The organism is Bacillus sp. I-2, assembly GCF_001974945.1.
Lineage (GTDB): Bacteria > Bacillota > Bacilli > Bacillales > Bacillaceae > Bacillus > Bacillus safensis.
The window spans coordinates 33,444-59,456 of the sequence record NZ_LZRW01000047.1; the positions used below are offsets into that span (position 1 = coordinate 33,444).

Below are 26,013 nucleotides of genomic sequence, written 5' to 3' on the forward strand. Positions count from 1 at the left end.
GCCGATTGAACATACAAAAATAAAAACATCCCGATATCGATGTTTTTCACGAAATCGGGATGTCTCAATACATTACTGATTAATCACAAGACTTGCTACACATTCTACATGGTTGGTATGCGGAAACATATCCACCGGCTGCACTTCCTCCGTCACATACCCGCCATCTTCAAGAATACGCAAATCACGAGCAAGCGTCCCAGGATTACAGGATACATAAACAACTCGGTTTGGTTTCATCTTTAAAATGGTGTCAAGTAATGCTTCGTCACAGCCCTTTCTTGGAGGATCAACGACTAATGTATCTGCTTTGATGCCTTCTTTGTACCAATTCGGAATAACCGCTTCTGCTTCGCCGACTGCGAATTCAACATTATTGATTCCGTTTAAGGCAGCGTTTCGTTTTGCATCTTCAATTGCTTCTGGAACAATTTCAACCCCATATACTCTGCCTGCTTTTTGTGCGAGAAATAAGGAAATCGTACCGATTCCGCAGTAGGCATCGATGACGGTTTCTTCGCCTTGCAGCTCTGCATATTCAAGCGCTTTGTCATAAAGCACCTTTGTTTGGGCTGGGTTCACTTGATAAAACGAACGAGCTGAAATGGCAAATTTGATGTCGCCAATCGTGTCATAAATGTATTCTTCTCCCCATAAAACGGTTGTTTCGTCTCCGAAAATGACATTTGTTTTCTTTGAATTCACGTTTTGCACAATTGACCGAACATGTGGGAAGCGTGCTATAATCTGCTCAATCACCTGCTGCTTTTGCGGAAAGTCAGCCGTTCTAGTCACAAACACAACCATCATTTCACCTGTTGCAATACCGTAGCGAACCATCACATGACGCAGCCAGCCTTTGTGCCGCTCTTCGTTATATGCTTTGATGCCAAACGCATTGCATATGTCTTTTACTGCCTGTACCACTTCGTCGTTTTCTGACTGTTGAATCAAACATTTTTCCATATCAATGATTTCATGGGTACGCTGCTGATAAAATCCTGCAACAAGTCCGCCTTCCCGTTCGCCAACTGGAACTTGTGCTTTGTTTCGGTAATTCCAAGGGTCTTCCATGCCGAGTACAGGATGAACTTTTACACGGCTCATATCAAGCTTGCCGATCCGCTCTAAAACGTCCTTTACTTGTTTTTGTTTGAATAGCAGCTGGCCTTCATAGCTCATATGCTGAATTTGACAGCCGCCGCACTGCTTGTAAATGGGACATGGCGCATCTTGCCTGTGCTGACTTTCCTTTGTCAGCTCCATGAGTCGTCCAAAAGCAAATCCTTTTTTGACTCGTGTGACTTTGATTTGCCCTTGTTCGTCAGGAAGGGCATTTGGTACAAAGACAGGGAATCCTTCAATTTTCGCTACACCTGCACCTTCATGCGTTAAGTCTTCGAAGGTTACATTGTAGTATTCATTCTTTTCAACAGGCGGTTTCATTTTCACCAATTTTATCACCTCATTTGCAAAGAAAAACTTGGCCGCCATAAGGAACCAAGTTCAGTCTTCACCCTATTTTTTCAGCTGTTGCTTTTGGCACAATAAATTCAATATGGCGATACAGGTTTTCAAATTCACCTGGCAGCATGCCGCCGTATTCACCATCTAAATTCAATTGCATTTTATCTTTTACATCTACCTTCACGCGATTCGCTTTTGCGTAGATGACATTGTTATCATGAATATGCTCGCCTCTAAGAGCAAGACTAACCACTCGAATGGCTTCTGCTAAATTGACCTTCTTTAGAATAATCAGGTCAAACATCCCATCATCTAAAATGGAATCTGGCGCTAGTTTTTCAAAGCCGCCTACTGAGTTTGTGAGTGAAACAAGAAACAGCATGATTTCTCCATGAAACAATTTGCCGTCATATTCAATTTCGACTTCTGTCGGGCGGATAGAAGGAAGCATCTCCATGCCTTTTAAATAATAAGCAAGCTGTCCAAGCATGGTCTTCAGCTTACTAGGCACCTCATAGGTGAGCTCTGTTAACCGGCCGCCGCCAGCAATATTAATAAAATAATGGCCATTGACTTTACCGATATCAAGCGGCTTTGCTACACCCTCAATAATGGCATCTGTCGCTTTCAAAACACCTTCTCGTGGAATTCCAAGTGCTCTTGCGAAATCATTTGTCGTTCCAACTGGAATAATTCCTAGTTTTGGTCTTTTTTCAAGCGGTGCTAGTCCGTTGACGACTTCATTGATCGTGCCGTCTCCACCTGCTGCTACAATTAAATCAAAATCTCTCTGTGCGGCTTTTTCTGCTGCTTGCGTGGCATCTCCTGCACATGTCGTCGCATGACAAGAAGTTTCATAGCCAGCTTGTTCAAATTTTTGCAAAACCTGCGGTAAATTCTTCTTGAAGAGTTCACGCCCAGATGTCGGATTGTATATAATTCGAGCACGTTTCATTCATCATCATCCTATATTCATTATGCAATCTATTTTCACCACTAACAACCTTTAATTATACTATGAGATTTGAAAATGGCAACAAAACAACCACCTAATTATGTGAAATCTCCTAGCCAACCTCCCTCAGCAAGAAAGCATTCTGATAAGATAAAGGTAAACACTGTAAAGGATGATATGCGATGAAAAAGCCTGTCTATTTTAATCATGACGGCGGTGTTGATGATCTCGTCTCTTTATTTCTTCTCCTTCAAATGGAACATGTGAAAGTCATTGGAATGTCTGTGATTCCTGCTGATTGTTATTTAGAGCCTGCTCTCAGTGCATCTCAAAAAATCATTGATCGCTTCAGTCCTTATGAAATTGAAGTTGCTGCTTCAACTTCTAGAGGCGTCAATCCATTTCCGAAGGAGTGGCGTATGCATGCTTTTTATGTAGATGCTCTGCCAATTTTAAATGAAAAAGGCACTGTTGATACAAAAGTGTCCAAGCTGCCAGCACACCTTCACCTGATTGAAACGGTTAAGAAGGCAAAAGAACCTGTCACCCTGCTCTTTACTGGTCCGCTCACAGATCTTGCACGCGCTTTAGAAGAAGATCCTTCGATCTCTAATAGAATTGAAAAATTGGTGTGGATGGGTGGAACGTTCCTTGAAAAAGGCAATGTTGAAGAGCCCGAGCATGATGGGACAGCAGAATGGAATGCCTTTTGGGACCCTTATGCTGTCAGCACTGTCTTTCAGGAACCGTTTCCTATTGAAATGGTCGCGCTTGAAAGTACAAATCAAGTCCCGCTTACACTTGATGTACGTCAGCGCTGGGCTTCTCTTCGTTCTTATATTGGAATAGATTTTATCGGACAGTGCTACGCCTTTTGTCCCCCGCTCATTCATCATGAAACGAACTCGACTTACTACTTATGGGACGTGCTAACAACGATTACTCTTGCTTCTACATCATTTACCCGTTCAAAAGAAGTGAACGCAATCGTTTATACCGAAACGCCTAGACAAGGTCGCACTGAAGAGCATCCAGATGGAAAATCAATTCAAGTGATTGACCATGTCGATCGTGATGCCTTTTTCCACGCATTTGAAGAGCTTATGAGAAAAGCTGTTTGTCAGATTTCAACATAAAAAAAGCCCCGCTCATTGGCGGGGCTTCCTCTTACTCTTCTTCTGCGTACTTTTTCTTACGTCTAAACTTGCTTAACATTTCATACACGATTGGAACGATAACCAATGTGAGAAGTGTAGAACTTGTTAAGCCGCCAATTACGGTAACACCAAGTCCTTTTGATACGATCTGGCTTCCGCCTTCAAATCCTAATGCGAGTGGTAGCAGTGCACCAATTGTCGCAAGTGCCGTCATTAAGATTGGACGTAATCTTGTTGTACCTGCTTCAAGTAACGCTTCTCTTGTTGAGAGACCTTCTTGTTCTTTATGAATCACTCGGTCAATCAAGACAATGGCATTAGTTACAACGATACCGATCAGCATGAGCAATCCAATCATGGCATTTAAGCTGATGGTTTCTTTTGCTATAAACAATCCAAGCAGTGCGCCAATAATCGTAAATGGCAGGGAGAAAAGAATCGCAAATGGTGCAAGACCTCCGCCAAATGTGATGACGAGAACGAGATACACAATGGCAATCGCTGCAAGCATTGCAAGGCCCAGCTGTGTAAAGGATTCCTCAATATCCGCACTTACGCCGCCTGTGTCAATCGTTACGCCAGATTTTAGATCAAGCTTGTCGACTTTCTTCTGAACATCCTGCGTTACACTTGAGACGTCGTCTGTTGTCATGTCACCAGACACTTCTGCGTAGATTTTTCCATCACGTTTTGTCACCGTATTTGCAGTCGTACCATCTTTTACTTTGACGACATCACCAATTCGGACTTCTTGCCCTGTTGGTGTGGTGATCTTTTTATTTTCTAAATCTTTTTTGCTCTTATATTCATCTTTTTCCGTTTGAAGCTTCACATCAAGTTCTTTGCCGTCCTCTGTGACTTTCGTCAGTGTTGTTTCACTATTTTGAGGTGCAATTGCTTGAGCGATTTGTGAAGCAGTTAGACCTAGTTTCGCCAGCTTTTCTTGATCTGCATTAAACGTATATTCGTCGTATTTCTCAGATAAGCTTGTGCTGACATTTTTCAGGTTTTTCTCATCTTTTAAGATGTTCTCAACATCTTTTACTGTGCCTTCAATATCACTTGCTTTGTCCCCGTACACATAGTATGTCACGGTATTATTTGCACCAGCAGATGAGAAGTTTTGTGATTTCCATTCCCCTTTAGACGCTTTGTCTTGAAGGGCTTTGACCACGCGGTCTTTTTCTTTATCAAAGTTTGGCGTGTCATCATCATATTGTACGAAGAATAACGCACCGTTAGAGTTACCGCCAACACTTGCGGTCATAGCATTTGAAGAGCCTAGTGAATACTGAACTGTATTGACATGATCCCGTTTCATCAAATATTCTTCAGCTTTTTTCGTTTCATCAATTGCTTGCTCTCTCGTTTGTCCAGGCTCTGGCGTGTATGTCACCATGGCCGTTTTCTCTGCTTCCTGTGGTAAGAAGCTGACACCGACAAGTGGTGCTAAGAATAAGCTTCCGACAAGCATAAGAATGGCAATTCCTGATGTGATCCATTTATGGTTGAGTGTCCAATTAAGTACACGTCTATAACCGCCAGCAAGCTTGCTTGGTTTATGTTCTTTTACCTTTTTCGCTGTGCCGTACAGATTCTTTTTAAATAGAGTGTGTGCCATCATTGGAACAATTGTAATGGCGACAAGCAGTGAAGCAAGCAACGCAAACACAATTGTTAGGGCAAATGGGATAAATAGTTCACCAATCATTCCACCTACTAATGCTAACGGTAAGAATACGGCAATTGTCACAATCGTCGAAGACATGATTGGGATAAACATTTCTTTTGTGGCTTCTCTGACGAGTGCCTTGCCTTTTAACGGTTCATCCTTTAACGCCATTCGTCGATAGATATTTTCTATGACCACTATCGAGTCATCGACAACACGCCCGATGGCGACGGTCATGGCACCAAGTGTCATAATATTTAACGTGATATCCAGCTGATTTAATATTAAAACAGCAATCAACAGAGATAACGGAATGGAAATGACCGAAATTAATGTTGATTTGATATCTCGCAGGAACAACATAATGATAATGATCGCAAAGATTGCTCCGATGATCGCCTTGTTCAGCATTGTGCTGACAGACTCTTTAATCGGCTCTGCTTGATCATATGTGGTGCTTACTTTGATGCCTTTGTTGTCTTTTTTGAATTTCTCAAGCTCTTTTGTCACTTCTTCTGCTACACTCACTGTGTTGGCATCAGAGCCTTTGACAATTTGCAGACCGATACTGTCTTTTCCATTCGTTCTAGAGATCGATTCTGCATCTTTTACGACTTTAATATCTGCTATCTCAGATAGCTTGATCGTCGGCAGCTCTACAGATTGACTGCTTGCTGCACCTCCACCTGTTGGCTGCTGAGCTGCTGCTTGCTGCTGACTTGCACTTCCAGCCTGCTGCTCCGCACCTTGCGCACCTGGGTTTTCTGAACCGCTAGAAGGTGCTCCAGCTCCAGCGCTTCCCGCACTGCCGCCTGCACTTGGTGTGACTGGAATGCGCATGTTTTTCAAATCTTTGACGCTTAAAATATTGCCGTCCACGACAACTGATTTTTGTTTGTTGCCAAATGTGTATAGACCTAATGGTACATTCACATCAGAGCCTTTAATCATGTTTTGGACGGTATCTTCATCTAGACCGTATTCTTTCAATTTCTTTTGTTTAAACGAAAATTCTACTTCTTTGATTTGCTGTCCTGAAGTTTCGACAGAAGAGACACCGTCTAATCCTTGAAGTGAAGGAACGAGATCATTTTCTACTTTTTGTGTAAGGTCTTGTAATGATTCTTTATCACCAGAGACACTAAGGGCTAGGATTGGAATCGCATTAATACTAAAGCGTGCGATTTTAGGTTTTTCTGCATTTTCAGGGAAATCGATATTGCTAATCGCATCTTCAATTTCCTTTTTTGCTTCATCCATGTCTTTGTTGTAATCGTACTCGATTTGAATGGATGATGCATTTTCAAAAGAATTAGAAGTGACTACGCTGACCCCATTGAGGTTTTGAATCGACTTTTCAATTGGATCTGTCACCTTATCTGATACTTCGTCCGGCGTTGCGCCAGGGTACGTTGTAGAAACCGTAATGACTGGCGTGTTGATATTCGGGATTGATTCTTGTTTCATATTCAATCCGGCATATAGACCAGCAACTGTTACGATAATCGTCATGAGCCATACAGCGAACTTATTCTTTAACACAAAATTGATGATCGAATTCATTATATCCTCCATTTTCCTTTATGTATTGACTGACTGGTCATTCTATATCATAATAAACGGTGATATACAATGCCGTCAACCATTTCACTTGCGTTTGACGTAACATTCTAAAGCTGAAGGGGCCTTATTTCATGAACGAAAAAAAAGAAAAAATCATTAAAGCAAGCATCCAATTGTTTGCGAAAAAGGGTTTTTCTTCTACGACCATTCAGGAAATTGCAGATGAATGCGGAATATCAAAAGGCGCATTTTATTTACATTTCAAATCAAAAGAACAGCTTTTCAACCGAGCGTTTGAATATTATATCGACACTTCGATGCAAACTATCGAAACGATTCGAAAAGAGAATCAGCATCTCGCGCCGAGAGAGATCTTTCAGAAACAAATCGCTGAACAGTTTCAGCATTTTGCTGAGAACAAGGATTTTATCATTCTGATCCTCAGCGAGAACATTATTCCGGAAAACCAGCAGATTAAAAAGTATTCAAAAACTGTGAAAAAGCAAATGAACGATGAAATTCAAATTTCCATCTTGACGACTTATGGACAGGAGATCGAACCCTATATAACTGACCTGTCAGTCATGATTCAAGGAATTATTCAATCGTATGTGCAGGTTCTGCTTTTACAGGATCAAATGCAATTATCATTTGATGAGCTCTCATCCTTTATACTCGAACGGTTTGATGATCTGGTCCAAGGCTTGCTTCGTTCTCAGACGAAGCCGATTTTGAAGCAAGCCATTTGGGATGATGAAGCGCCGAGTGCTGCTTCCCTTCAGGAGGAGCTTCGTTCGTTAAAGCTTGATCATCTGCTTTCAGATGATACCGTTGTATCCATTGAAGTGATTGAAGAAGAGCTGGCAAAAGCTGAACCTCGTAAGCCAGTCATCCAAGGGATGCTGACGAATTTAGAAAAGTGTGAGGAACCTGCTGTTCTAAGAGCAGTGGAGCAATTGAAGCTATTTCTTCAGTAACATGACGTGCTGTTTTTCGATTTAGCTCACCTTTTCCCCTTCGAATGTGCACTTTCGCTTATGCTTCATTATAAGAAAAGATTCTCTAAATTGATATACGGCGGTGGTCTGAATCTATGATAAGACCCTGTCATTTCAAGCAAAAAAACCGCCTATTTCATCAGGCGGTTTTTTGCTATTTAACGTTTTTTGATTTCTTCAAGGAGAATCTTGTTCACCATCGGCGGGTTAGCTTGGCCCTTCGATGCTTTCATGATTTGTCCGACTAAGAAACCAATCGCGCGGTCTTTACCATTTTTAAAGTCTTCAATGGATTGCGGGTTGTTATCAAGTGCTTCTGTAACAAGTTTAAGCAGCGCACCTTCGTCAGAAATTTGGACAAGTCCTTTTTCTTTGACGATTGTTTCTGCATCTCCCCCATTTTCAATGAGCTCTTTGAATACCTTTTTCGCAATCTTAGAGGAAATCGTTCCTTTTTCAATGAGCTTGATCATGCCAGCAAGTCCTTGCGGCGTTAGCTTTGTATCGTCCAGCTCTTTTTGAGCAGAGTTTAAGTAAGCAGATACTTCACCCATGAGCCAGTTTGAAGCTTGCTTCGCTTCTGCACCTTCTGAAATGGTCGCTTCAAAGAAATCAGACATTTCTTTCGTCAGCGTGAGTACCATTGCATCGTATGCAGGAAGTCCAAGCTCATCGATGTAGCGTTTGCGGCGCTCATCTGGAAGCTCTGGGATAGATGCTCTTACGCGTTCTTTCCACTCGTCATCAATGTACAGTTCCACCAAATCTGGTTCTGGGAAGTAGCGGTAATCATCAGAGCCCTCTTTGACACGCATCAGGATCGTCTTTTTAGACGCTTCGTCATAACGGCGGGTTTCCTGTTCAATCAAGCCGCCAGAAAGCAATACTTGCTCTTGACGCTTCTCTTCGAATTCAAGGCCTTTTTGTACGAAAGCAAATGAGTTCAAGTTTTTGAGCTCTGTCTTTGTACCAAACTCTTCACGGCCGATTGGGCGAAGAGAAATATTGGCATCACAGCGAAGTGAGCCTTCTTCCATCTTACAGTCAGAAACGCCTGTATATTGAATAATGGATTTTAATTTTTCTAAGTAAGCATACGCTTCTTCTGGCGTGCGAATGTCTGGCTCAGATACGATTTCAACAAGCGGTGTGCCTTGACGGTTGAAATCGACGAGTGAGTAACCGTCTCCTGTGTGCGTCAGTTTCCCTGCATCCTCTTCCAAATGGAGACGCGTAATACCGATTCGTTTTGTTTTGCCTTCTACTTCAATTTCAATCCAGCCGTTTTCACCGATCGGTTTATCAAATTGAGAAATTTGATACGCCTTTGGGTTATCAGGATAGAAATAGTTTTTACGGTCAAATTTTGTATCTGTTGCGATTTCACAGTTCAGCGCCATGGCCGCTTTCATCGCAAAGTTCACCGCTTCTTTGTTCAGTACAGGCAGTACGCCAGGATAGCCAAGGTCGATGACACTTGTTTGCGTGTTGGCAGCTGCACCAAAAGGTGTCGGCGAGCTTGAGAAAATTTTCGATTTTGTTTTTAGCTCTACGTGGACTTCAAGTCCAATTACCGTTTCAAAGTTCATTCTAATTCACCCCTTACAGTTCAGGTTTTGCTTTATGATGATCTGTTGCTTGCTCAAAAGCGTGAGCCACGCGGTATACTGTTCTTTCGTCAAAGTGCTTGCCGATGATTTGCAGTCCTAACGGAAGGCCATTTGCAAACCCACAAGGCACACTGATTCCTGGAACGCCTGCAAGGTTAACAGGGATCGTTAAAATATCGTTTGCATACATGGTTAGCGGGTCGCTTGTCTTTTCACCAATGTTAAATGCAGGTGTCGGCGTTGTTGGTCCTACAATGACATCATACTTTTCGAAAACATCTTCAAAGTCTTTTTTGATCAATGTACGGACTTTTTGCGCTTTTTTATAGTACGCATCGTAATATCCTGAGCTTAGCGCGAATGTACCAAGCATGATGCGGCGCTTCACTTCGTCTCCGAAGCCTTCAGAACGAGTATTTTTGTATAAATCAATGAGATTGTCTGCATTATCTGTACGGTAGCCATAGCGGATGCCGTCAAAACGAGCAAGGTTCGCAGATGCTTCTGAAGAAGACAGTAAGTAGTAAGTCGCAAGCGCATATTTAGAATGCGGAAGAGACACTTCTTCCCACGAAGCACCAAGTCCTTCTAATACTTTTAACGCTTGAAGAACAGATTCTTTTGCTTCCTCGCCAACGCCTTCGCCAAGGTATTCTTTCGGCACAGCAATTTTCAAGCCTTTGATGTCGCCAGTTAATGAAGAAAGAAAATCTGGGACATCGACATTTGCACTTGTTGCGTCCATTTGATCAACACCTGCAATGGCTTGAAGAACATATGCGTTGTCTTCTACATTACGTGTAATCGGACCAATTTGGTCTAATGATGAAGCAAATGCGATTAATCCGTATCTGGATACACGGCCATATGTCGGCTTAAGACCCACAACCCCGCAGAAAGATGCTGGCTGACGAATTGAACCGCCTGTATCTGATCCAAGTGAGAATGGTACTTCACCTGCTGCAACAGAAGCTGCTGATCCACCGCTTGATCCGCCTGGAACGGTATTTAAATTCCATGGGTTTTTCGTCGCTTTGAAGCCTGAGTTCTCCGTAGAAGATCCCATAGCGAATTCGTCCATATTTAATTTACCGATTGTGACTGCTTCAGCGTCTCTTAGGCGGTTCACAACGGTTGCATCATAAATTGGATCAAAGTTTTGCAGGATTTTACTTGAAGCTGTAGTACGCAAATCCTTTGTAACAATGTTATCTTTCACACCAATTGGCATACCGAACAATAGGCCAAGCTCGTCCTTTTCACCAACTACCTCGTCCAATTCCTTTGCATAAGCACGTGCTTTTTCTTCGTCCAGTGCAAGGAATGCTTGTACTTTCCCGTCTACTTCATTGATTCGTTTATAAGACTCGTCCACTAAATCAGAAACAGACAGTTCCTTTTTATGTAAAAGCTCTTTTAATTCAGAAATTTTGTGATCAAACAGTGACATGTCTCGGGCCTCCTTTAGTCCAAAATTGATGGCACACGAATATAGCCGTCTTTATGATCAGGCGCGTTTTTGACGACTGCCTCAATGGAAAGACCTTTATTCGGAACATCTTCTCTCATGACGTTTTTCATTTTTAATACGTGTGTAGTAGGTTCAATGTTTTCCGTATCTACCTCGTTTAACTGCTCTGCAAATGAAATGATGCTATCAAGCTGTTCTGTAAACATCTCAGCTTCTTCTTCTGTAATCGCAAGCCTTGCTAAATGGGCAACGTGCTTGACTTCTTCTATTGAAATTCTTGACATGCAGGTTCACCTCCAAAAATGATGCGTACTCGTGGTCATGATCATAAGTCATATACACTTTATCATATCAAATTTTACTGTTCTAAAGCAACTTTACGCAGGCTTCAGAAGGTAGCCATTCTCCCCATCACCCTTAAAACCAGAAAGTATGAAAATGATTTGTATCAGAAGTTGATTATTTATCAGAAAATTTTTTCTTTTAAATGTTTTTGATAACGCTTACATATAGATTCTTATCAATCATTTACGCATTTTTTTATGTAAGAAAGAGGTTTAAGAAGGTTGATCAGCAGGGAATACTCTGTTAGGTTAAGTAACCATAGCAGTGAGCAGACAGACGATTTGAATGTTCTTGTATATTTTGAATGAGGTGATGTCAAATTAATACGAAAAAGGTGATATGGAAACATGAGTATTGAGATTGGAATTTCTCTAGCTATTTATTTTATTGGAATGCTGGCCATTGGCTGGTATGCATTTAGAAAAACAAATGACTTAAATGATTATATGTTGGGCGGACGCGGGCTGGGTCCTTACGTGACAGCTCTATCTGCTGGTGCTTCAGATATGAGCGGCTGGATGCTCATGGGGCTTCCAGGCGCGATGTATACAACAGGGCTTTCGTCAGGATGGCTTGCTGTTGGTTTGATTAGTGGGGCTTACTTGAATTATCTATTTTTAGCTCCTCGCTTACGATCGTATACTGAGGTTGCTGATGATGCGATCACCATTCCAGACTTTTTTGACAAACGATTTAAAGATTCTTCTACTTTATTAAAAGCTGTCTCAGCTGTCATTATTATGATTTTCTTTACACTGTACACCTCATCAGGTATGGTATCTGGCGGTCGTTTATTCGAATCTGCGTTTGGTGCCAATTATATATTTGGTTTAATTTTAACCTCTAGTATCGTGATCTTATACACTTTATTCGGCGGCTTTTTGGCAGTGAGCTTAACTGATTTTGTTCAAGGAGCCATTATGTTTTTAGCATTAGTGCTCGTGCCGATCGTTGCCTTTACTCAATTAGGTGGCCCAATTGCCACGTATCAAGATATCCAACAAATTGATCCAAAATTGCTTGATATATTCAGAGGAACGAGCGTCATTGGCATTATTTCCTTCTTAGCATGGGGGCTTGGTTACTTTGGACAGCCGCACATCATTGTTCGATTCATGGCCATTACGACTGTAAAAGATTTAAAACCAGCACGTCGTATCGGGATGAGCTGGATGATTGTGTCTGTTATTGGTTCACTGTCTGTTGGATTAGTCGGTGTCGCTTATGTACATGAGACTAGTACCACTTTAGCAGATCCAGAAACCATCTTTATTGTGTTTTCTAAAGTGTTATTCCACCCGTATATTACTGGATTTTTACTCTCTGCTATTTTAGCTGCGATTATGAGTTCGATCTCTTCACAGCTGCTTGTGACTGCAAGTGCCATGACAGAGGATTTATACCGAACCTTCTTTAGAAGAAAAGCGTCAGACAAAGAACTAGTGATGATTGGGCGTATGTCTGTATTGGTGGTTGCCATTATCGCGCTTTGTCTTTCACTTAATCCAAGTGATACCATTCTTGACCTTGTTGGTTATGCTTGGGCAGGCTTTGGATCTTCATTTGGTCCAGTCATCCTTCTATGCCTATATTGGAAGCGAATGAACCATCACGGTGCACTTGCAGGAATGGTTGTAGGGGCAGTTGTAGTGTTAACATGGATTTCAACCGGCTTGAATAATACAACTGGCTTGTACGAAATGGTTCCAGGATTTATTTTGAGTGGTTTGACTGCCATCATTGTCAGCCTCTTGACCAATAAACCATCTAAAGCTTCTAAGAAACTGTTTACCAAAATGGAAAATCATCTTGAAGAAGAATCAAAATAAAGAATTGAAGAGTCATCTGCCCAATGCGGATGACTCTCTTTTTAAATAAAATAAAAAGCTTTTCTTTCTTCAGAAACTGAATAAAATAAGAGTTGTGCAGCTATATGGGCTGTGAGAAGATCATATACATGTTGTGAAACGTACATGAAGTGAAAGGAGCGATACGCATGTTTTGGACAATTGAATGGGATACAGTCTTAAAATTAGCCGTGGCCACCTTAATCGGTCTGATTATCGGGCTTGAACGAGAGCTGAAGAAAAAGCCCCTCGGCTTAAAAACGTGTATTGTCATTGCTGTCAGCTCCTGCGTCTTAACCATCATCAGCATTGATGCAGCCTACAATTTCCCTCGAGTCTCTAAGCTTCAAATGGACCCACTCAGGTTACCGGCGCAAATTATATCAGGTGTTGGTTTTATTGGAGCAGGTGTAATTCTTCGAAAAAGCAATGATGTCATCTCAGGTCTCACGACTTCTGCGATGATCTGGGGAGCAGCAGGACTTGGGGTTGCAACAGGTGCAGGGTTTTATAAAGAAGCCTTCCTCAGTCTTTTCTTTATTCTCATTAGTGTTGAATTTCTACCATGGCTCTTCCAGCGGATCGGACCGATTCGCCTGCAGGAAAAAGAAATCCGCATCAGAATGTCTCTTTCTGACCGAAACCGCATGACCGATATTTTAAAAGAAATGAAAGCCCTCAATATCCGTATTCATTCTGTTCGAATTGATGATTTAAAGGAAAAGGATTATCCGATCATGGAAGTACGCGTACGTGTGCATAAAGACCGCTATACAACCGATGTGTACTTTGATATTAAAGATCTAGAAGGCGTCGTTGGCGTGAAGTGTGATACGGTGTAGTCATAAAAAACCCCTTGCTGTTTGACACAGCAAGGGGTTTCTTTTATCGGGCCAGCTGTTGAAAGTCAAAAGGAGTAATTGGTGTTTTTTGCTCAATTTCCTTTCGAAAACATGACAGCATGGCTTTTTGGTCAGAAGTCATTGTTTGGAGATCAAATGCTTGATGTAAAAGCCCATAAATAAGCATATGACGCAGCATGAGAAAATCAGGAATTGTTGCCAGCCACGCGTCATCAAGCTCATTTTCCTGTCGATAGCCTTTTAGAAAATGACTCATAAATTCTGCCGTAAATTCAGCTTTATCATCATATGGAATCACTGGATACCAAAGAACATTGTATAGCAAAATACTAATATCATTGATAAACCAGTGATATCCAATATCATCAAAATCGAATGCGATAATCTCTCCTTGATGATAATGGAAGTTTCCATGATGCAAATCAGCATGCACCAGCCCATACACATCCTTCGAAATTCGGAGCTGGTGAAGCTTTTGCATCAGTTCATCTTTTCTTCGCAAAACAACCGTTTGATCAGACGGAATATATTGATCCAGCTTTAATTGCTCCTCTTCATACCACTCTTGACGCTTATAAAGAGGATCTTTTACTTGATATCGTTTTGTTATTTGATGCATTCGTCCTGTATAGGACCCTAACGCTTCAAACAGCTTCCCATTCCAATCTCCTTCATTCACTTTTCTCCCCGGTGCTTTTTCATACACACGAAGTAAAAATGCGCCTCCGGCTTGATCAGGAATGGTTTCAACGTCTTTTCCTCTTGCTGATGAAATCGGCTTTGCTACGGAAATACCATGATGAGACAGGAATCGAATCCAGTCCATTTCTCCTAAAATATATGTGGGTGAACGACGAATGGTATGGGTGATTTTTAATATATAATTCTCCCCATTCATTGCCTTATATTCATACACATAATTTTCTGCATCGGCTAGAAATGTGACTTGGTCAAGCTGAAATTTATACAAGTGAGCCGCTTTCTTTAAGACTTTCTGTTCATCGTATCGTGCTTTTACTTCTTTATGCATGCTGATTCTCCTTTTATCGTCTTTTTACATGTTCTTGACGGTAATCAGCATTATACGAGCATCAACATACCTGCCTTTCTTCTTGGTTTCTACTAATATTTTGACAAAAGTTTGGAAATTCCTCTTATTTAGTCATATATATGAACAGTCGGTTCTTTGTCTTCAGCATTTTTCGTAATAAGGGCTTCTTGTTGATCAGAAGATGTAATGTTGATTTCGATATTGGTACTCTTATAGTAATCCATCACTTCACCTGTTAAATATTGCGTGAAAGCTACGACTTCCGTTTTTCCATAGAACTGCATTGGAATCTCGATTTTCATTTTTTGCAGGTTGCCGTTTTTGTAAAAGCCTTTTCCTACAACACCAGTGTAATTCGGGAAGTAGTCTTCGACCTTTGTCTTGAAGCGGTCAAATCGCTCTGAATCATCTTTGTAGCTGCTTTTCGCATTATCTGAAGGGAAGAATACATTCTCCTCTTCGATCGTATCCCAATTTCCGATATCAGCGGAGCCTGCTTTCACATCCGTTTTGGCGATAAAGTTACCTGGAACGATAGATGATTTTGGTGCTTGCTTATAAAGGGCAATCATGACAGGCACTTTTTGCAGTCCGTCCATTTGACGAATGCGCTTGACCACTTGTTCAGCGATTTTTTCACCCTCTGCCAAAAGTTTCTTTGAATTTTTCGATGAATCGATGGTCACCTCCTGCTGCGGGTCACCGATCTTTTCACGGTAATAATAAACAGAGTTCAGTGCAAGACCAATGACAACTCCGCCAAGCTGTAAGCTGTTTTTGTCTTTTCGAATTAAGTAATTATGCTCTAGCATGGAAGCTAAGTAGATGGGACTATTTTCATTTTTAGACTTAGTTGAACCTGAGTTTGGAAGAGCAGGATTTAAGCCTAGATTCTTAAAGTCTTTATCTTCTTTTTCTGCCTTTTTCAGATCACTGCCTGTTTTTTTGCGTGCCAGCCAGCTGAGAACGGTGTCCTCATCTAAATGCTGTCCTTCTTGGAAAAGATAGTCGTTTGTATTAAATGACTCTGTTGCGAGGCGCATGAGTCCTGTTTCAAATTCATCAATGTCCAAGCGTGTGTTGAGACGCTCCGCTGTTAAACCTCTCGCAGCTCCTTGTTTAAACGGCAGCACCATTTTGTAATAGGAGTCTGAGATATTGTACATCGGGATGATGGCTGTTTCCTTTGTTTCCTTCGTTTCATCCGTTTTTTGTGTGACCTCTTCCTCTTCCTTTCCCCCAAAAGGTGCACACGCTGACAATACCAGTGTGAGCATTGTCAGCAGCAATAACAACTTTTTCAATAGAAAACACTCCTCTTATTTCTTTAGCTCCTCGAGCATTTTAGCTTCGTCCCAAATTTCAATATTGAGTTCTTCTGCCTTTGTCAGCTTACTCCCCGCTGCTTCTCCGGCAATGACTAGATCTGTTTTTTTACTCACACTACCTGCCAGCTTGCCGCCTAACGCTTCGATCGCTGCTTTTGCATCGTTTCGAGCCATTTCTTCTAACTTTCCTGTCAGCACAATGGTTTTTCCTGCAAAGTAGGAATCACTTTCTTCTGCTTTTACCGGCTTTGGTCCTGTATAGGTCATATTGACTCCAAGCTCTTTTAGTTCGTTTAGCAGATCGAGTATTTCTTCTTTCTCAAAGTACGTAACGACGGCATCAGCCATTTTTTCACCAATTTCGTCGACTTCAAGTAATTGTTCTTTCGTTGCTTGCTTTAATTGATCGATGTTTTCGAAATGCATCGCCAAGGTCTTTGCCGCCTTTGAACCAATAAATCGAATGCCGAGTCCAAATAGTAAACGCTCAAGAGAGTTTTCTTTCGACTGCTCAATCGAACGCAGTAAATTGTCGACAGATTTTTCGCCCATTCGTTCAAGCTGAATGAGCTCTTCTTTCGTTAAACGGTAAAGGTCTGACACACGAGAGACTAGCTGTTCCTTGAAGAGCTGTGTAATGACCCTCTCGCCAAGCCCATCAATATTCATTGCATTACGGGAAACGAAGTGAATGAGTCCCTCACGTATTTGGGCAGGACATTCTGGATTGATGCATCGCAAGGCCACTTCGCCTTCGATTCGCACCAGCTCACTATGACACTCTGGACATTCAGTTGGCATGTGAAACGGCTTTTCTTCACCTGTACGCTGATCGACAAGGACACCTGCGACTTCAGGAATAATATCGCCGGCTTTTTTCACAATCACCTGATCAAAATAGCGAATATCCTTTTCTTTGATCAAATCTTCATTATGAAGAGATGCACGCTGTACTGTCGTCCCTGCTACTTTGACAGGCTCAAGAATCGCTGTTGGTGTAATCACGCCTGTACGTCCGACACTTAGTTCAATATCAAGCAGCTTCGTTACGACCTCTTCAGCCGGAAACTTGTACGCAACCGCCCAGCGCGGGCTTTTTGCTGTAAAGCCGAGTTCTTCCTGCTGAGCCAATGAATCGACTTTAATGACAATTCCATCGATTTCATATGAAAAATCGGCACGCTTTACTTTTAATGTTTCAATGAGGTCGATGACTTCTTCGATCGTTTGGCACATCCGTCTTTCTTTGTTTGTTTTAAAGCCAAGTTCGTCGAGAAGATCAAGTCCTGCGCTTTGCGTTTCAACACCAATTTCATCAAGCTCCGCTATACTGTAGACGAATATATCAAGGTTTCGTTTCGCTGCAATTTTCGTATCAAGCTGACGAAGTGAACCTGCAGCCGCATTACGCGGGTTTGCAAACGGCTCTTCTTCGTTTTGTATTCTTTTTTCATTTAATGCTTCAAAAGAAGGTTTTGGCATAAATGCCTCGCCTCTCACTTCAATCGACAGAGGGCGTTTGATTTTAAGCGGGATGGAACGAATCGTTTTGAGGTTTTCAGTAATATCCTCCCCCGTTGTTCCATCTCCGCGTGTCGCTCCTCGGACAAACACGCCATTTTCATAACGGAGAGAAACAGCGAGTCCATCAATTTTCAGCTCGACATTGTAAGCGACATCGTCACCGACTGCTTGACGAACCCGGCGGTCAAAATCAAGAAGGTCCTGTTCATTAAACGCATTCCCAAGGCTGAGCATCGGTGTGCCGTGACGCACTTTTTGGAAGGCGTCTAAAACAGCGCCGCCTACTCTTTGTGAAGGAGAATCCGCTGATTTTAAATCAGGGTGTTCTTCCTCCAGAGAGATCAGCTCACGCATCCGCGCATCATATTCAGCGTCAGGAACACTTGGACGATCAAGTGTATGATATTCGTAGTTGTATTGATTCAAAATCTGGTGCAGTTCCTCGATCCGGCGTTTCGCTGCTTCTTTATCCATCTGCTTCTTCCTTTCAATTCATCCGTTTTGTCCTATCAGTTTATTGCTTCTCGATTGGTGCAAATGCTGCGAGAAGACGCTTAATGCCTGTAGGGCTTGGGAACGCAATGTCAAGCTCTGTGCTGTCTCCGCTGCCTTTCACACTGACAACCGTACCAACGCCCCATTTTTTATGGGCCGCTTTATCGCCCACAGCCCAGCCAATACTGCCGCCGCCTGTGTTTTGAATGGTTTGTGTTTGCGGACGTGAGACAGGTCCCCGTCTTTGCGGTCTTTCTCTTGTTTGGCCAAACGGTGTTTTTGTTTCTTTTTTCTCATTTAGGTTGTCCAATAAATCCGCTGGTATTTCTCGAATGAATCTTGATTCAAGGTTCATGTTCGTCCGACCGAAAAGTGTTCTCATTTTTGCACTTGATAAATAAAGCTCTTCTTCAGCCCGTGTGATGCCAACATAAGCGAGGCGGCGCTCTTCTTCCATCTCTGCATCTTCCATTAATGAACGGCTGTGCGGGAAGACACCCTCCTCCATTCCCATTAAGAAAACAACAGGGAATTCTAGACCTTTTGCGGCGTGAAGTGTCATTAAGATGACGGCATCCTGATCTTCTTCTTCATTCTCATCCAGCTTATCAATGTCTGCGACGAGGGCGAGATCTGTCAGGAAGGTCACAAGTGACTTGTCCTCATTCTGTTCTTCAAAATTCTTAGTGACGGATAAAAACTCGTCAATATTTTCTAAGCGGCTTTGTGCTTCAATCGTTTTTTCGAGCTTCAGCGCTTCACGATAGCCTGTTTTCTCTAGAATTTCTTCTGTTAATTCTGTGACAGATAAATAATCCTGCATGTTCGTCATTTGATCAATGAGCTGTTTGAACTCATCAAGCGCATTGGCTGCCCGTGCACTCAGTCCAATGAAATCCACCTGACCAAGTGCTTCAAACATAGACAGGTCATTCATCTCCGCATATGCTGCAATTTTATCAACAGATGTCGCACCGATTCCGCGCTTTGGTACGTTGACAATTCGTGCAAAACTAATATCGTCATCTGGGTTTGCCACTAGGCGTAAGTATGCCAAAATGTCCTTGATCTCTTTTCTGTCATAGAACTTCGTGCCGCCGACAATGTTGTATTGAATGTTGGCTTTCATTAACGTTTCCTCTATGACACGAGACTGGGCATTTGTCCGGTAAAGGATCGCAAAATCGGATAATTTGCGCTTTCCGCTCTGATGAAGCTGACGAATCTTTCCTGCGACAAATTGTCCTTCACCGAATTCATTATCTGCACGGTAATAGGCGATCTTCGCTCCTTCATCATTTTCTGTCCAAAGATTTTTCGGCTTCCGGTTTGCATTGTTTTGAATGACCGTATTTGCGGCATGCAAAATGCGTTTCGTCGATCTGTAATTTTGCTCAAGCAGAATCACTTCACTGGATGGATAATCTTTTTCAAAGGAGAGGATGTTTGTAATATCCGCTCCGCGCCAGCGATAAATAGACTGATCCGAGTCACCTACAACACATATATTTTGAAAGCGCTGCGCGAGCAGTTTCACAAGCATGTACTGCGCTCTGTTCGTATCCTGATACTCATCCACATGAATGTATTGGAATTTCCGCTGATAGTGCTCTAATACTTCAGGAATGCGCTCAAACAGACGAATTGTCATCATAATTAAATCATCAAAGTCGAGTGATTGGTTTTTGAGTAAACGCTTTTGATAATCTGTATAGACATCGCTGACCACTTGATCATAGAAATCACCGGCTGTTTTGGCGTATTCCTCTGCGTCAATGAGTTCGTTTTTTGCACTGCTGATTGATCCTAAAATGCTGCGTGGGTCAAACTTTTTAGGATCGATATTCCGTTCTTTTAAAATGTTTTTAATAACTGAAAGCTGGTCAGATGTGTCTAAAATAGAGAAGTTGCGATTCACACCAATGCGGTCAATATCACGTCTTAAAATGCGGACACACATGCTGTGGAACGTAGAGATCCAGATGTCATCTGCGCCAGGTCCTAAAATAGCTTGGACACGTTCACGCATTTCACGTGCTGCTTTATTTGTAAATGTAATCGCTAAAATGTTCCACGGAGCCACATGCTTTTCTGCCATTAAGTAGGCAATTCGATGTGTGAGCACCCGTGTCTTCCCGCTTCCTGCTCCTGCCATCAACAATAAAGGACCGTCAGTTGCTTTGACTGCTTCTTTCTGTGCGTCATTCAGCCCTTCTAATAGATGATTCGATATTTCATTCATTCCATTCACCGCCAATTCGAACTTATGTTCTATTTTAACCCGTTTCGTCTTATTTGACTATGATGACTTTTTGACTGCATCCACTGTCTTTAATGCTTCTTTGAAATTGTCATAAATGACGTTTCCTACAACCACGACGTCTGCATGCTGGGAGAAGTCTTTTGCCTGCTTAGCGTTCTCGATGCCGCCGCCATAAAAAAGAACTGTTTCATCAAGCACTGCTTTTGTTTCTTTGACAAGCTCTATGTCTCCAAGCGTTCCGCTGTATTCCAGATAAAAAATGGGCAGCTTCATCAAATGCTCTGCCACTCTTGCATATGCCCTGACGTCATCGATATCCAGCGCTGTATTTGCCTCTGTGAGCTTGGCCGCTTTACAATCTTCATTTAAGATGACATAACCTTCAGGCACAATCTCTTCCATTGACATCAAATCACCGAATTCCTTCATTGCGTCCTTATGCAGCCCAACAATCCAGTCAGGGTGAGAGCTGTTTAAAACGGTCGGGATGAAATACAGATCAAAGCCAGGCACAATCATCTCATGTGTGGAGATTTCGAGCACACATGGCACTAGAAACCGGCGGACCTTTGACATCAATTGAAGCACATTGTCCTCTGTCACATGATCACTTCCGCCAATCAATATGGCATCCGTCCCAGATTCGCAAATCGCTTCTAGCTGTTCATCGGAAATTTCTTTATTTGGATCGAGTTTAAAGACATGCTTCCACTCGGTAACATCATACATGAAAAACGTTCCTCCATTCGTTTCATTCCATTTAAATATTATAACAAAATCAGTGTCTGCAAAAAATGGGTAACCTCCTTTAGCTAAAAGTTTCATTCTTTTGAAAATGGGTGGCGTAATTTAAAGATTTAGAAACAAAAAAGCAGATGCTAAGCATCTGCTTTTTTAATAAATGAACACAGTTTTTTTATTTTTCAAGTGGAGCAACTTGTGCTGTTGGTGCACCACATAGCAAGAAAAAGCCAAATAATACAGGAGGTGATACCGCAATTCCAGTTAAAGTTAGGAACCCTAGAACACTTAACCATTCACCTTTTTCAATAGCCTTTTGAACCTGATTTAAAGCCCCCTTGGTTATACCAAGAGCATCTTCAAGACAACGTTGAACAGTGTTTTTTTGTGTAGTAGCAATACCTTTTTGTTGATTCATATAGTTCGCAAAAGCGATCATGCCTTCTTTTTGATAAACTGGGTATGAAGCTTTTTCTAATTCCTTTTCGTTAACAACATAACCTGCTTCGTCATCAAATACTAGAATTTTAGTAAAGATATACTCTATTTCAGCTACAGATTTTTCAATTTGTTCTTTTGTTAACCCTTTCAATCCAGCCTCAGGATTTACTGAATTTTCAGCTGATGCTACTGGCACTATTGTTGCAATAGAAAGTAATAAAGCCAATGTGAATACAAATAATTTTTTCATCAATGTATAAACTCCCCTTTTCCTTAAAATAACCTAACAAATAACCATAAATTTGATTTTATGGTTATTTTTGATAATAACATATAGTGTTAGTTTAGTTTTCGTTTTAAGGTAGAAATAATTTGTTTTTACATAAATAGTGCTAATTCGACTTTTTTCGCAGAATTATGAGACTGTTAAAACCACAAATGAGATTCCCCAAGTTAATACTCCAAATAAAATAAAATATTTTAGAAAAAGTTCAAAATTAGTGAGCTTCCTCTCATTTCTAGTTTTCTTAAGTCTCCAATAAAAAGCATATGCGCACAACACAAGTACTATATGGCTCAGTTCAGACATTTTTTCAAAAAAATACAAATCCGCCATTTATAATTCATCTCCAATATAGTTAATTTATCCCTTTAAAGTATATACAAATATACATTCGTTGCACATCCTGCTATGTTCTTAATTTTAGTTTATTATAATAATTGATATTCTTTAATTTATCTTCGATACCCATTCATAATTTCAAATCTCGTTAATTAGCTACAGTTAAAATTAAAATGAAGCAGGTGACCCCATTGAAAAGAACGATTACATATGAACAAAATATAGACATCGGTTACATCTATATCACCCCGCAAGCGGAGCATATGAAAATCAAAGAAACCATTGAATTAGATGTCAATGAATGTGTCAATGTAGATATCGACAAAGAGGGCCGAGTGGCTGGCTTGGAGTTATTTGCAGAAGAATCCAAGGTCCTGCAGAACGTACCGGTTTATGAGGATGAGCTTTCTTTACGTTTGACGGATCAGGAAATTCTCTCAACCTATCAACTGTCAGGCGTTGAATTTCAATTCTCGACACCTGATCACAATGGGCTGATCGGTTTTACTATTGTCGATCCAATTCGCTATAACGTCAAATGAAAAACAAGAAAAACCCGTTTTGATCTTTCAAAACGGGTTTTTTCAAATTATTGTCTCGCTTCATTAAAATAATGGACGGATGTCATGGCTCCTTCGTCGACCATTTTGTTGTCTTGGATATCTAATGGATCTGGGTGGCCGGCTTTTTCAGGAACCTTTTCATCTGACCGGAACATGCTTGCCCATTTTTTCAGATGCTGTTTATTTTTTACCGCTAATAACACAGCTCCTCCAACCCCTAATCCTGCAAGTACATACGCATTTGGACGCTTATTCATGTATGTTCCCTCCCCTTATGATCTTATTTGTAAGTTACCCCGCCTTTTCATTTCTAAACGTCACAATATGCTGATGTGGTTTCTCTTTCATTAAAAAGTGGAATATCAACAGCAATGAAAGAGAAAAGAGGGGATCTTCATGACAACAACTTTAATTGTCATCGGCACATTGCTAGTCATTTGTTTGATCATCCCAATCATTCTATTGATCTGGATTTGGATGAGGGATGAAAAACAAGAAGAACATTCAGTTCTGCGAAATTATCCGGTCATTGGAAAGCTGCGGTTTATTTTTGAAAAAATAGGACCTGAGCTTCGCCAATATCTGTTTCTGAATGACCGAGAGGAGCTGCCCTTCTCAAGAAGAGAATACGAGCAGGCGGTCATGTCAGGGAAGTACAAAAGCCGGACAATGGGCTTTGGCTCAAAACGTGATTTTGACAAGCCAGGCTATTACATTCGAAACGTCCTGTTTCCAAAGCAGCGAAATGAACTTCGAATCGATCAATCTGAAAAAATCAAAACAAAAGTATATCAGATTGATCAAGACAATTTACTGCGAAGAAGTGAACATTTCAAAGAAGTCGAAGCAAATCCTTACTTTCTCCATCAAGAGGATGTACAAGTCATTGGCGAACACACATGTCAAAAGCCTTTCCGTGTGAAAGGACTGATCGGTCAATCTGCCATGAGCTACGGCTCCTTAGGCGACAGGGCGATTACAGCTCTATCCTCAGGATTAAAAATGGCCGGCGGGACGTGGATGAACACAGGTGAAGGCGGGCTTTCTCCTTATCACCTCAAAGGCGGTGCAGATATCATTTGCCAGATTGGGCCCGGTTTATTTGGCGTCAGAACAGAGGATGGCGCATTTTCCTTTGAAGAATTCAAGAAAAAAAGCGAACACGAGGAAGTCAAAGCCTTTGAACTCAAGCTGGCACAAGGAGCAAAAACACGCGGCGGTCATATTGACGGCGAAAAGGTGACGGAAGAAATTGCGAATATCCGTAAATTACCGCCTCACCAATCCATTGACAGCCCAAACCGCTTTGAGATGTTCCACTCCATTCCTGACATGTTTGATTTCATTGATCAGCTGCGGAGTATAGGCGGAAAGCCAGTTGGAATCAAACTTGTTGTCGGACATAAAGAAAATATTGAAGAGCTTGCCAGCTATATGAAAAAAAGCGGGAAACACCCTGATTTCATTACAGTGGATGGCGGAGAAGGCGGTACAGGCGCGTCCTTTCATGAATTGGCGGATTCCGCAGGGCTGCCGATTTTCACGGCACTCCCAATGGTTCATCAAATATTGAAAGAATACGGTGTCAGAGATCAAGTGAAGCTCTTTGCTTCTGGCAAACTTCTCTCGCCTGATAAAATTGCGATTGCCCTTTCAATGGGAGCTGACTTTGTGAATATTGCCAGAGGACTCATGTTTTCAGTCGGATGCATTCGCGCCCAAGTCTGCCACACGAATAAATGCCCAGTCGGGGTCGCCACGACTGACCCAAAGCTGCAAAAGGGTTTATCGATTGAAGAAAAAAAATACCGAGTGTGCAATTATATCCTGTCTCTTAGAGAAGGTTTGTTTAATTTATCCGCAGCTGCGGGAATAGAATCTCCTATTCATTTTAATGAAAAACATATTATCTTTAGACAAGAGAATGGTGAAACAAGCGAAGTGCCGATGTTCTCAGGCACACAGCCATCTGTCTAGCTCGAAAAGGTGCGGAAACGCGCCTTTTTTGACCTTTTCACTCAATCGCGTATAAAGTTTGCAAACAGTAGAGTTTAAGGAAATCATCTCTAGTGAAGATGGCATCTCCTATGAAGGAGAAAGATGGTTTATAGGCGAGCTAAAGTAAAAAAACAGGGACACTTTATCAGCCCCTGCCCGCCTTTTCATAAAAAAACTGCAAACAAGTCCATTTTTCGTGAAAAGGATTGTTTACAGTGAAAGCTGCTTTATTTTGTTTCGTTATTTTCCTGCTGTTCTGCTACGCGGTCAAGTGCCATCGTATAGGCATCGTTTCCGTAGTTCAAGCAGCGTTTGACACGTGAGATGGTTGCAGTGCTTGCACCTGTTTCCGTCTCAATTTTATGATACGTGTTTCCCTCGCGAAGCATACGCGCTACTTCAAGACGCTGTGATAAAGATTGGATTTCATTGATGGTACATAAATCATCAAAGAATCGATAACATTCTTCCAGGTCTTTAAGGGATAAGATGGAGTTGAATAACTGATCTAAGCTTTTGCCCCTTAATTTATCAATTTGCATCTTAATACATCTTCTCCTTTACTATTGCCACACCGCTTCGCACGATCTTCTTCTAAGAAAGCGGTATCTTTCCTGACTAATTTTTTAAAACCTCAGCAATGAGCTTTGAACAGATCATGACAGGTTTGGTTCCACGCTGAAAATGCCGTCAGGTTCTTTCGTAAGCCGAAGCTTCTTTATCGTAAACAAATTCGACAAGTTCTGTCATTTTCCTTGTATGACAATCTGACAAACTTGTTTGCTTCCGGTATAAAGATGACTTCTGCTTGGTTAGGTCTTCTGCCCTCATATACAGGCTTGCAGAAAGCTCGGCGAGACCACAAATATGCGCCCCGCCTTGCTCAGGTTATTCAAAATATGTTGGCCGGTCAGCGTAACCGGCAAAATCATTTTACAATTAAAGTACTTCATTCGTCATGTCAAAGCCCTCTGCTTTGTCAATAGCTCCACATAAGATCATTTTCACTTACATGGCAGTGAAGAGAACCATGGCTCAC

At 41.6% G+C, this 26,013-nt stretch carries 20 protein-coding genes; 6 read left to right on the plus strand and 14 right to left on the minus strand.

All coding sequences use genetic code 11. From position 1 onward, the window contains the following. Positions 1-72: 72 nt before the first annotated feature. Positions 73-1,452: a 23S rRNA (uracil(1939)-C(5))-methyltransferase RlmD gene (gene rlmD, locus BAE31_RS18850; RefSeq protein ID WP_076841157.1), complete on the minus strand. Its 1,380-nt coding sequence runs from the start codon at positions 1,450-1,452 to the stop codon at positions 73-75. 61 nt (positions 1,453-1,513) lie between these two features. Beyond that, positions 1,514-2,422 carry a diacylglycerol kinase gene (locus BAE31_RS18855; protein WP_024424554.1) on the minus strand — a complete coding sequence of 303 codons (909 nt, stop codon included), beginning with the start codon at positions 2,420-2,422 and terminating at the stop codon, positions 1,514-1,516. Positions 2,423-2,604: 182 nt separating this feature from the next. Between BAE31_RS18855 and BAE31_RS18860 the strand changes: the two genes are divergently transcribed. Beyond that, entirely contained in the window at positions 2,605-3,558 is a 954-nt protein-coding gene (locus BAE31_RS18860) for a nucleoside hydrolase (protein WP_076841116.1), read from the plus strand. 31 nt (positions 3,559-3,589) lie between these two features. Here the strand turns inward: BAE31_RS18860 and BAE31_RS18865 are convergent, their stop codons facing one another. Continuing rightward, complete coding sequence (locus BAE31_RS18865) at positions 3,590-6,814, minus strand: efflux RND transporter permease subunit (RefSeq protein ID WP_076841117.1); 3,225 nt, start codon at positions 6,812-6,814, stop codon at positions 3,590-3,592. A gap of 131 nt (positions 6,815-6,945) precedes the next feature. Here BAE31_RS18865 and BAE31_RS18870 point away from each other — a divergent pair, with 131 nt between their 5' ends. Next, positions 6,946-7,791, plus strand: coding sequence for a TetR/AcrR family transcriptional regulator (locus BAE31_RS18870; RefSeq protein ID WP_041108661.1), 846 nt, complete (start codon positions 6,946-6,948; stop codon positions 7,789-7,791). A 179-nt stretch (positions 7,792-7,970) separates the two neighbouring features. Here BAE31_RS18870 and gatB read toward each other — a convergent pair whose 3' ends face one another. Genes gatB through gatC form a run of 3 tightly spaced genes read right to left on the minus strand, consistent with a single transcriptional unit; the run spans position 7,971 to position 11,177 of the window. Continuing rightward, a complete protein-coding gene (gatB, locus tag BAE31_RS18875; RefSeq protein ID WP_076841118.1) occupies positions 7,971-9,401 on the minus strand; it encodes an Asp-tRNA(Asn)/Glu-tRNA(Gln) amidotransferase subunit GatB in 1,431 nt (476 codons plus the stop codon). Between the two features lie 13 nt (positions 9,402-9,414). Further along, a complete protein-coding gene (gene gatA, locus BAE31_RS18880) occupies positions 9,415-10,872 on the minus strand; it encodes an Asp-tRNA(Asn)/Glu-tRNA(Gln) amidotransferase subunit GatA (RefSeq protein WP_076841119.1) in 1,458 nt (485 codons plus the stop codon). Between the two features lie 14 nt (positions 10,873-10,886). After that, positions 10,887-11,177 carry an Asp-tRNA(Asn)/Glu-tRNA(Gln) amidotransferase subunit GatC gene (gatC, locus tag BAE31_RS18885; RefSeq protein ID WP_076841120.1) on the minus strand — a complete coding sequence of 97 codons (291 nt, stop codon included), beginning with the start codon at positions 11,175-11,177 and terminating at the stop codon, positions 10,887-10,889. Positions 11,178-11,585: 408 nt separating this feature from the next. Between gatC and putP the strand changes: the two genes are divergently transcribed. Then, a complete protein-coding gene (gene putP, locus BAE31_RS18890; RefSeq protein WP_041108664.1) occupies positions 11,586-13,067 on the plus strand; it encodes a sodium/proline symporter PutP in 1,482 nt (493 codons plus the stop codon). A 167-nt stretch (positions 13,068-13,234) separates the two neighbouring features. Further along, on the plus strand, positions 13,235-13,927 hold the full coding sequence (locus tag BAE31_RS18895) for an MgtC/SapB family protein (protein WP_024424547.1): 693 nt from the start codon (positions 13,235-13,237) through the stop codon (positions 13,925-13,927). Between the two features lie 43 nt (positions 13,928-13,970). Here the strand turns inward: BAE31_RS18895 and BAE31_RS18900 are convergent, their stop codons facing one another. The 6 genes from BAE31_RS18900 to BAE31_RS18925 form a co-directional block, all read right to left on the minus strand. After that, positions 13,971-14,978 (minus strand): phosphotransferase enzyme family protein, encoded by a 1,008-nt coding sequence (locus BAE31_RS18900; RefSeq protein WP_076841121.1) that lies wholly within the window; start codon positions 14,976-14,978, stop codon positions 13,971-13,973. Positions 14,979-15,106: 128 nt separating this feature from the next. After that, on the minus strand, positions 15,107-16,303 hold the full coding sequence (locus BAE31_RS18905) for a CamS family sex pheromone protein (protein ID WP_076841122.1): 1,197 nt from the start codon (positions 16,301-16,303) through the stop codon (positions 15,107-15,109). Between the two features lie 15 nt (positions 16,304-16,318). Then, complete coding sequence (gene ligA / locus BAE31_RS18910; RefSeq protein WP_041108668.1) at positions 16,319-18,325, minus strand: NAD-dependent DNA ligase LigA; 2,007 nt, start codon at positions 18,323-18,325, stop codon at positions 16,319-16,321. Between the two features lie 40 nt (positions 18,326-18,365). Beyond that, positions 18,366-20,588: a DNA helicase PcrA gene (pcrA, locus tag BAE31_RS18915; protein WP_024426683.1), complete on the minus strand. Its 2,223-nt coding sequence runs from the start codon at positions 20,586-20,588 to the stop codon at positions 18,366-18,368. 57 nt (positions 20,589-20,645) lie between these two features. Beyond that, positions 20,646-21,338, minus strand: coding sequence for a heptaprenylglyceryl phosphate synthase (gene pcrB / locus BAE31_RS18920; RefSeq protein ID WP_056767551.1), 693 nt, complete (start codon positions 21,336-21,338; stop codon positions 20,646-20,648). Positions 21,339-21,525: 187 nt separating this feature from the next. Beyond that, positions 21,526-22,041, minus strand: a complete 516-nt coding sequence (locus tag BAE31_RS18925; protein ID WP_117612521.1) for a hypothetical protein — start codon at positions 22,039-22,041, stop codon at positions 21,526-21,528. A gap of 563 nt (positions 22,042-22,604) precedes the next feature. On the opposite strand from BAE31_RS18925, the gene BAE31_RS18935 reads away from it, so the two are divergent. Next, positions 22,605-22,955 carry a DUF2283 domain-containing protein gene (locus BAE31_RS18935; protein WP_041108670.1) on the plus strand — a complete coding sequence of 117 codons (351 nt, stop codon included), beginning with the start codon at positions 22,605-22,607 and terminating at the stop codon, positions 22,953-22,955. Between the two features lie 47 nt (positions 22,956-23,002). On the opposite strand, the gene BAE31_RS18940 is transcribed toward BAE31_RS18935, so the two are convergent. Further along, positions 23,003-23,233 carry a hypothetical protein gene (locus BAE31_RS18940; protein ID WP_039176971.1) on the minus strand — a complete coding sequence of 77 codons (231 nt, stop codon included), beginning with the start codon at positions 23,231-23,233 and terminating at the stop codon, positions 23,003-23,005. A 139-nt stretch (positions 23,234-23,372) separates the two neighbouring features. Between BAE31_RS18940 and BAE31_RS18945 the strand changes: the two genes are divergently transcribed. Next, complete coding sequence (locus BAE31_RS18945; protein ID WP_041108671.1) at positions 23,373-24,953, plus strand: FMN-binding glutamate synthase family protein; 1,581 nt, start codon at positions 23,373-23,375, stop codon at positions 24,951-24,953. Positions 24,954-25,201: 248 nt separating this feature from the next. On the opposite strand, the gene BAE31_RS18950 is transcribed toward BAE31_RS18945, so the two are convergent. Continuing rightward, positions 25,202-25,516, minus strand: a complete 315-nt coding sequence (locus BAE31_RS18950; RefSeq protein ID WP_024424524.1) for a YerC/YecD family TrpR-related protein — start codon at positions 25,514-25,516, stop codon at positions 25,202-25,204. Positions 25,517-26,013 lie beyond the last annotated feature (497 nt).

Excerpts from the sequence above, each read along its gene's own strand:
- BAE31_RS18855 (WP_024424554.1), bottom strand. The coding sequence starts at position 2,422 with ATGAAACGTGCTCGAATTATATACAATCCGACATCTGGGCGTGAACTC.
- BAE31_RS18860 (WP_076841116.1), top strand. The coding sequence starts at position 2,605 with ATGAAAAAGCCTGTCTATTTTAATCATGACGGCGGTGTTGATGATCTC.
- BAE31_RS18865 (WP_076841117.1), bottom strand. The coding sequence starts at position 6,814 with ATGAATTCGATCATCAATTTTGTGTTAAAGAATAAGTTCGCTGTATGG.
- BAE31_RS18870 (WP_041108661.1), top strand. The coding sequence starts at position 6,946 with ATGAACGAAAAAAAAGAAAAAATCATTAAAGCAAGCATCCAATTGTTT.
- gatB (WP_076841118.1), bottom strand. The coding sequence starts at position 9,401 with ATGAACTTTGAAACGGTAATTGGACTTGAAGTCCACGTAGAGCTAAAA.
- gatA (WP_076841119.1), bottom strand. The coding sequence starts at position 10,872 with ATGTCACTGTTTGATCACAAAATTTCTGAATTAAAAGAGCTTTTACAT.
- gatC (WP_076841120.1), bottom strand. The coding sequence starts at position 11,177 with ATGTCAAGAATTTCAATAGAAGAAGTCAAGCACGTTGCCCATTTAGCA.
- putP (WP_041108664.1), top strand. The coding sequence starts at position 11,586 with ATGAGTATTGAGATTGGAATTTCTCTAGCTATTTATTTTATTGGAATG.
- BAE31_RS18895 (WP_024424547.1), top strand. The coding sequence starts at position 13,235 with ATGTTTTGGACAATTGAATGGGATACAGTCTTAAAATTAGCCGTGGCC.
- BAE31_RS18900 (WP_076841121.1), bottom strand. The coding sequence starts at position 14,978 with ATGCATAAAGAAGTAAAAGCACGATACGATGAACAGAAAGTCTTAAAG.
- ligA (WP_041108668.1), bottom strand. The coding sequence starts at position 18,325 with ATGGATAAAGAAGCAGCGAAACGCCGGATCGAGGAACTGCACCAGATT.
- pcrA (WP_024426683.1), bottom strand. The coding sequence starts at position 20,588 with ATGAATGAAATATCGAATCATCTATTAGAAGGGCTGAATGACGCACAG.
- pcrB (WP_056767551.1), bottom strand. The coding sequence starts at position 21,338 with ATGTATGATGTTACCGAGTGGAAGCATGTCTTTAAACTCGATCCAAAT.
- BAE31_RS18925 (WP_117612521.1), bottom strand. The coding sequence starts at position 22,041 with ATGAAAAAATTATTTGTATTCACATTGGCTTTATTACTTTCTATTGCA.
- BAE31_RS18940 (WP_039176971.1), bottom strand. The coding sequence starts at position 23,233 with ATGAATAAGCGTCCAAATGCGTATGTACTTGCAGGATTAGGGGTTGGA.
- BAE31_RS18945 (WP_041108671.1), top strand. The coding sequence starts at position 23,373 with ATGACAACAACTTTAATTGTCATCGGCACATTGCTAGTCATTTGTTTG.
- BAE31_RS18950 (WP_024424524.1), bottom strand. The coding sequence starts at position 25,516 with ATGCAAATTGATAAATTAAGGGGCAAAAGCTTAGATCAGTTATTCAAC.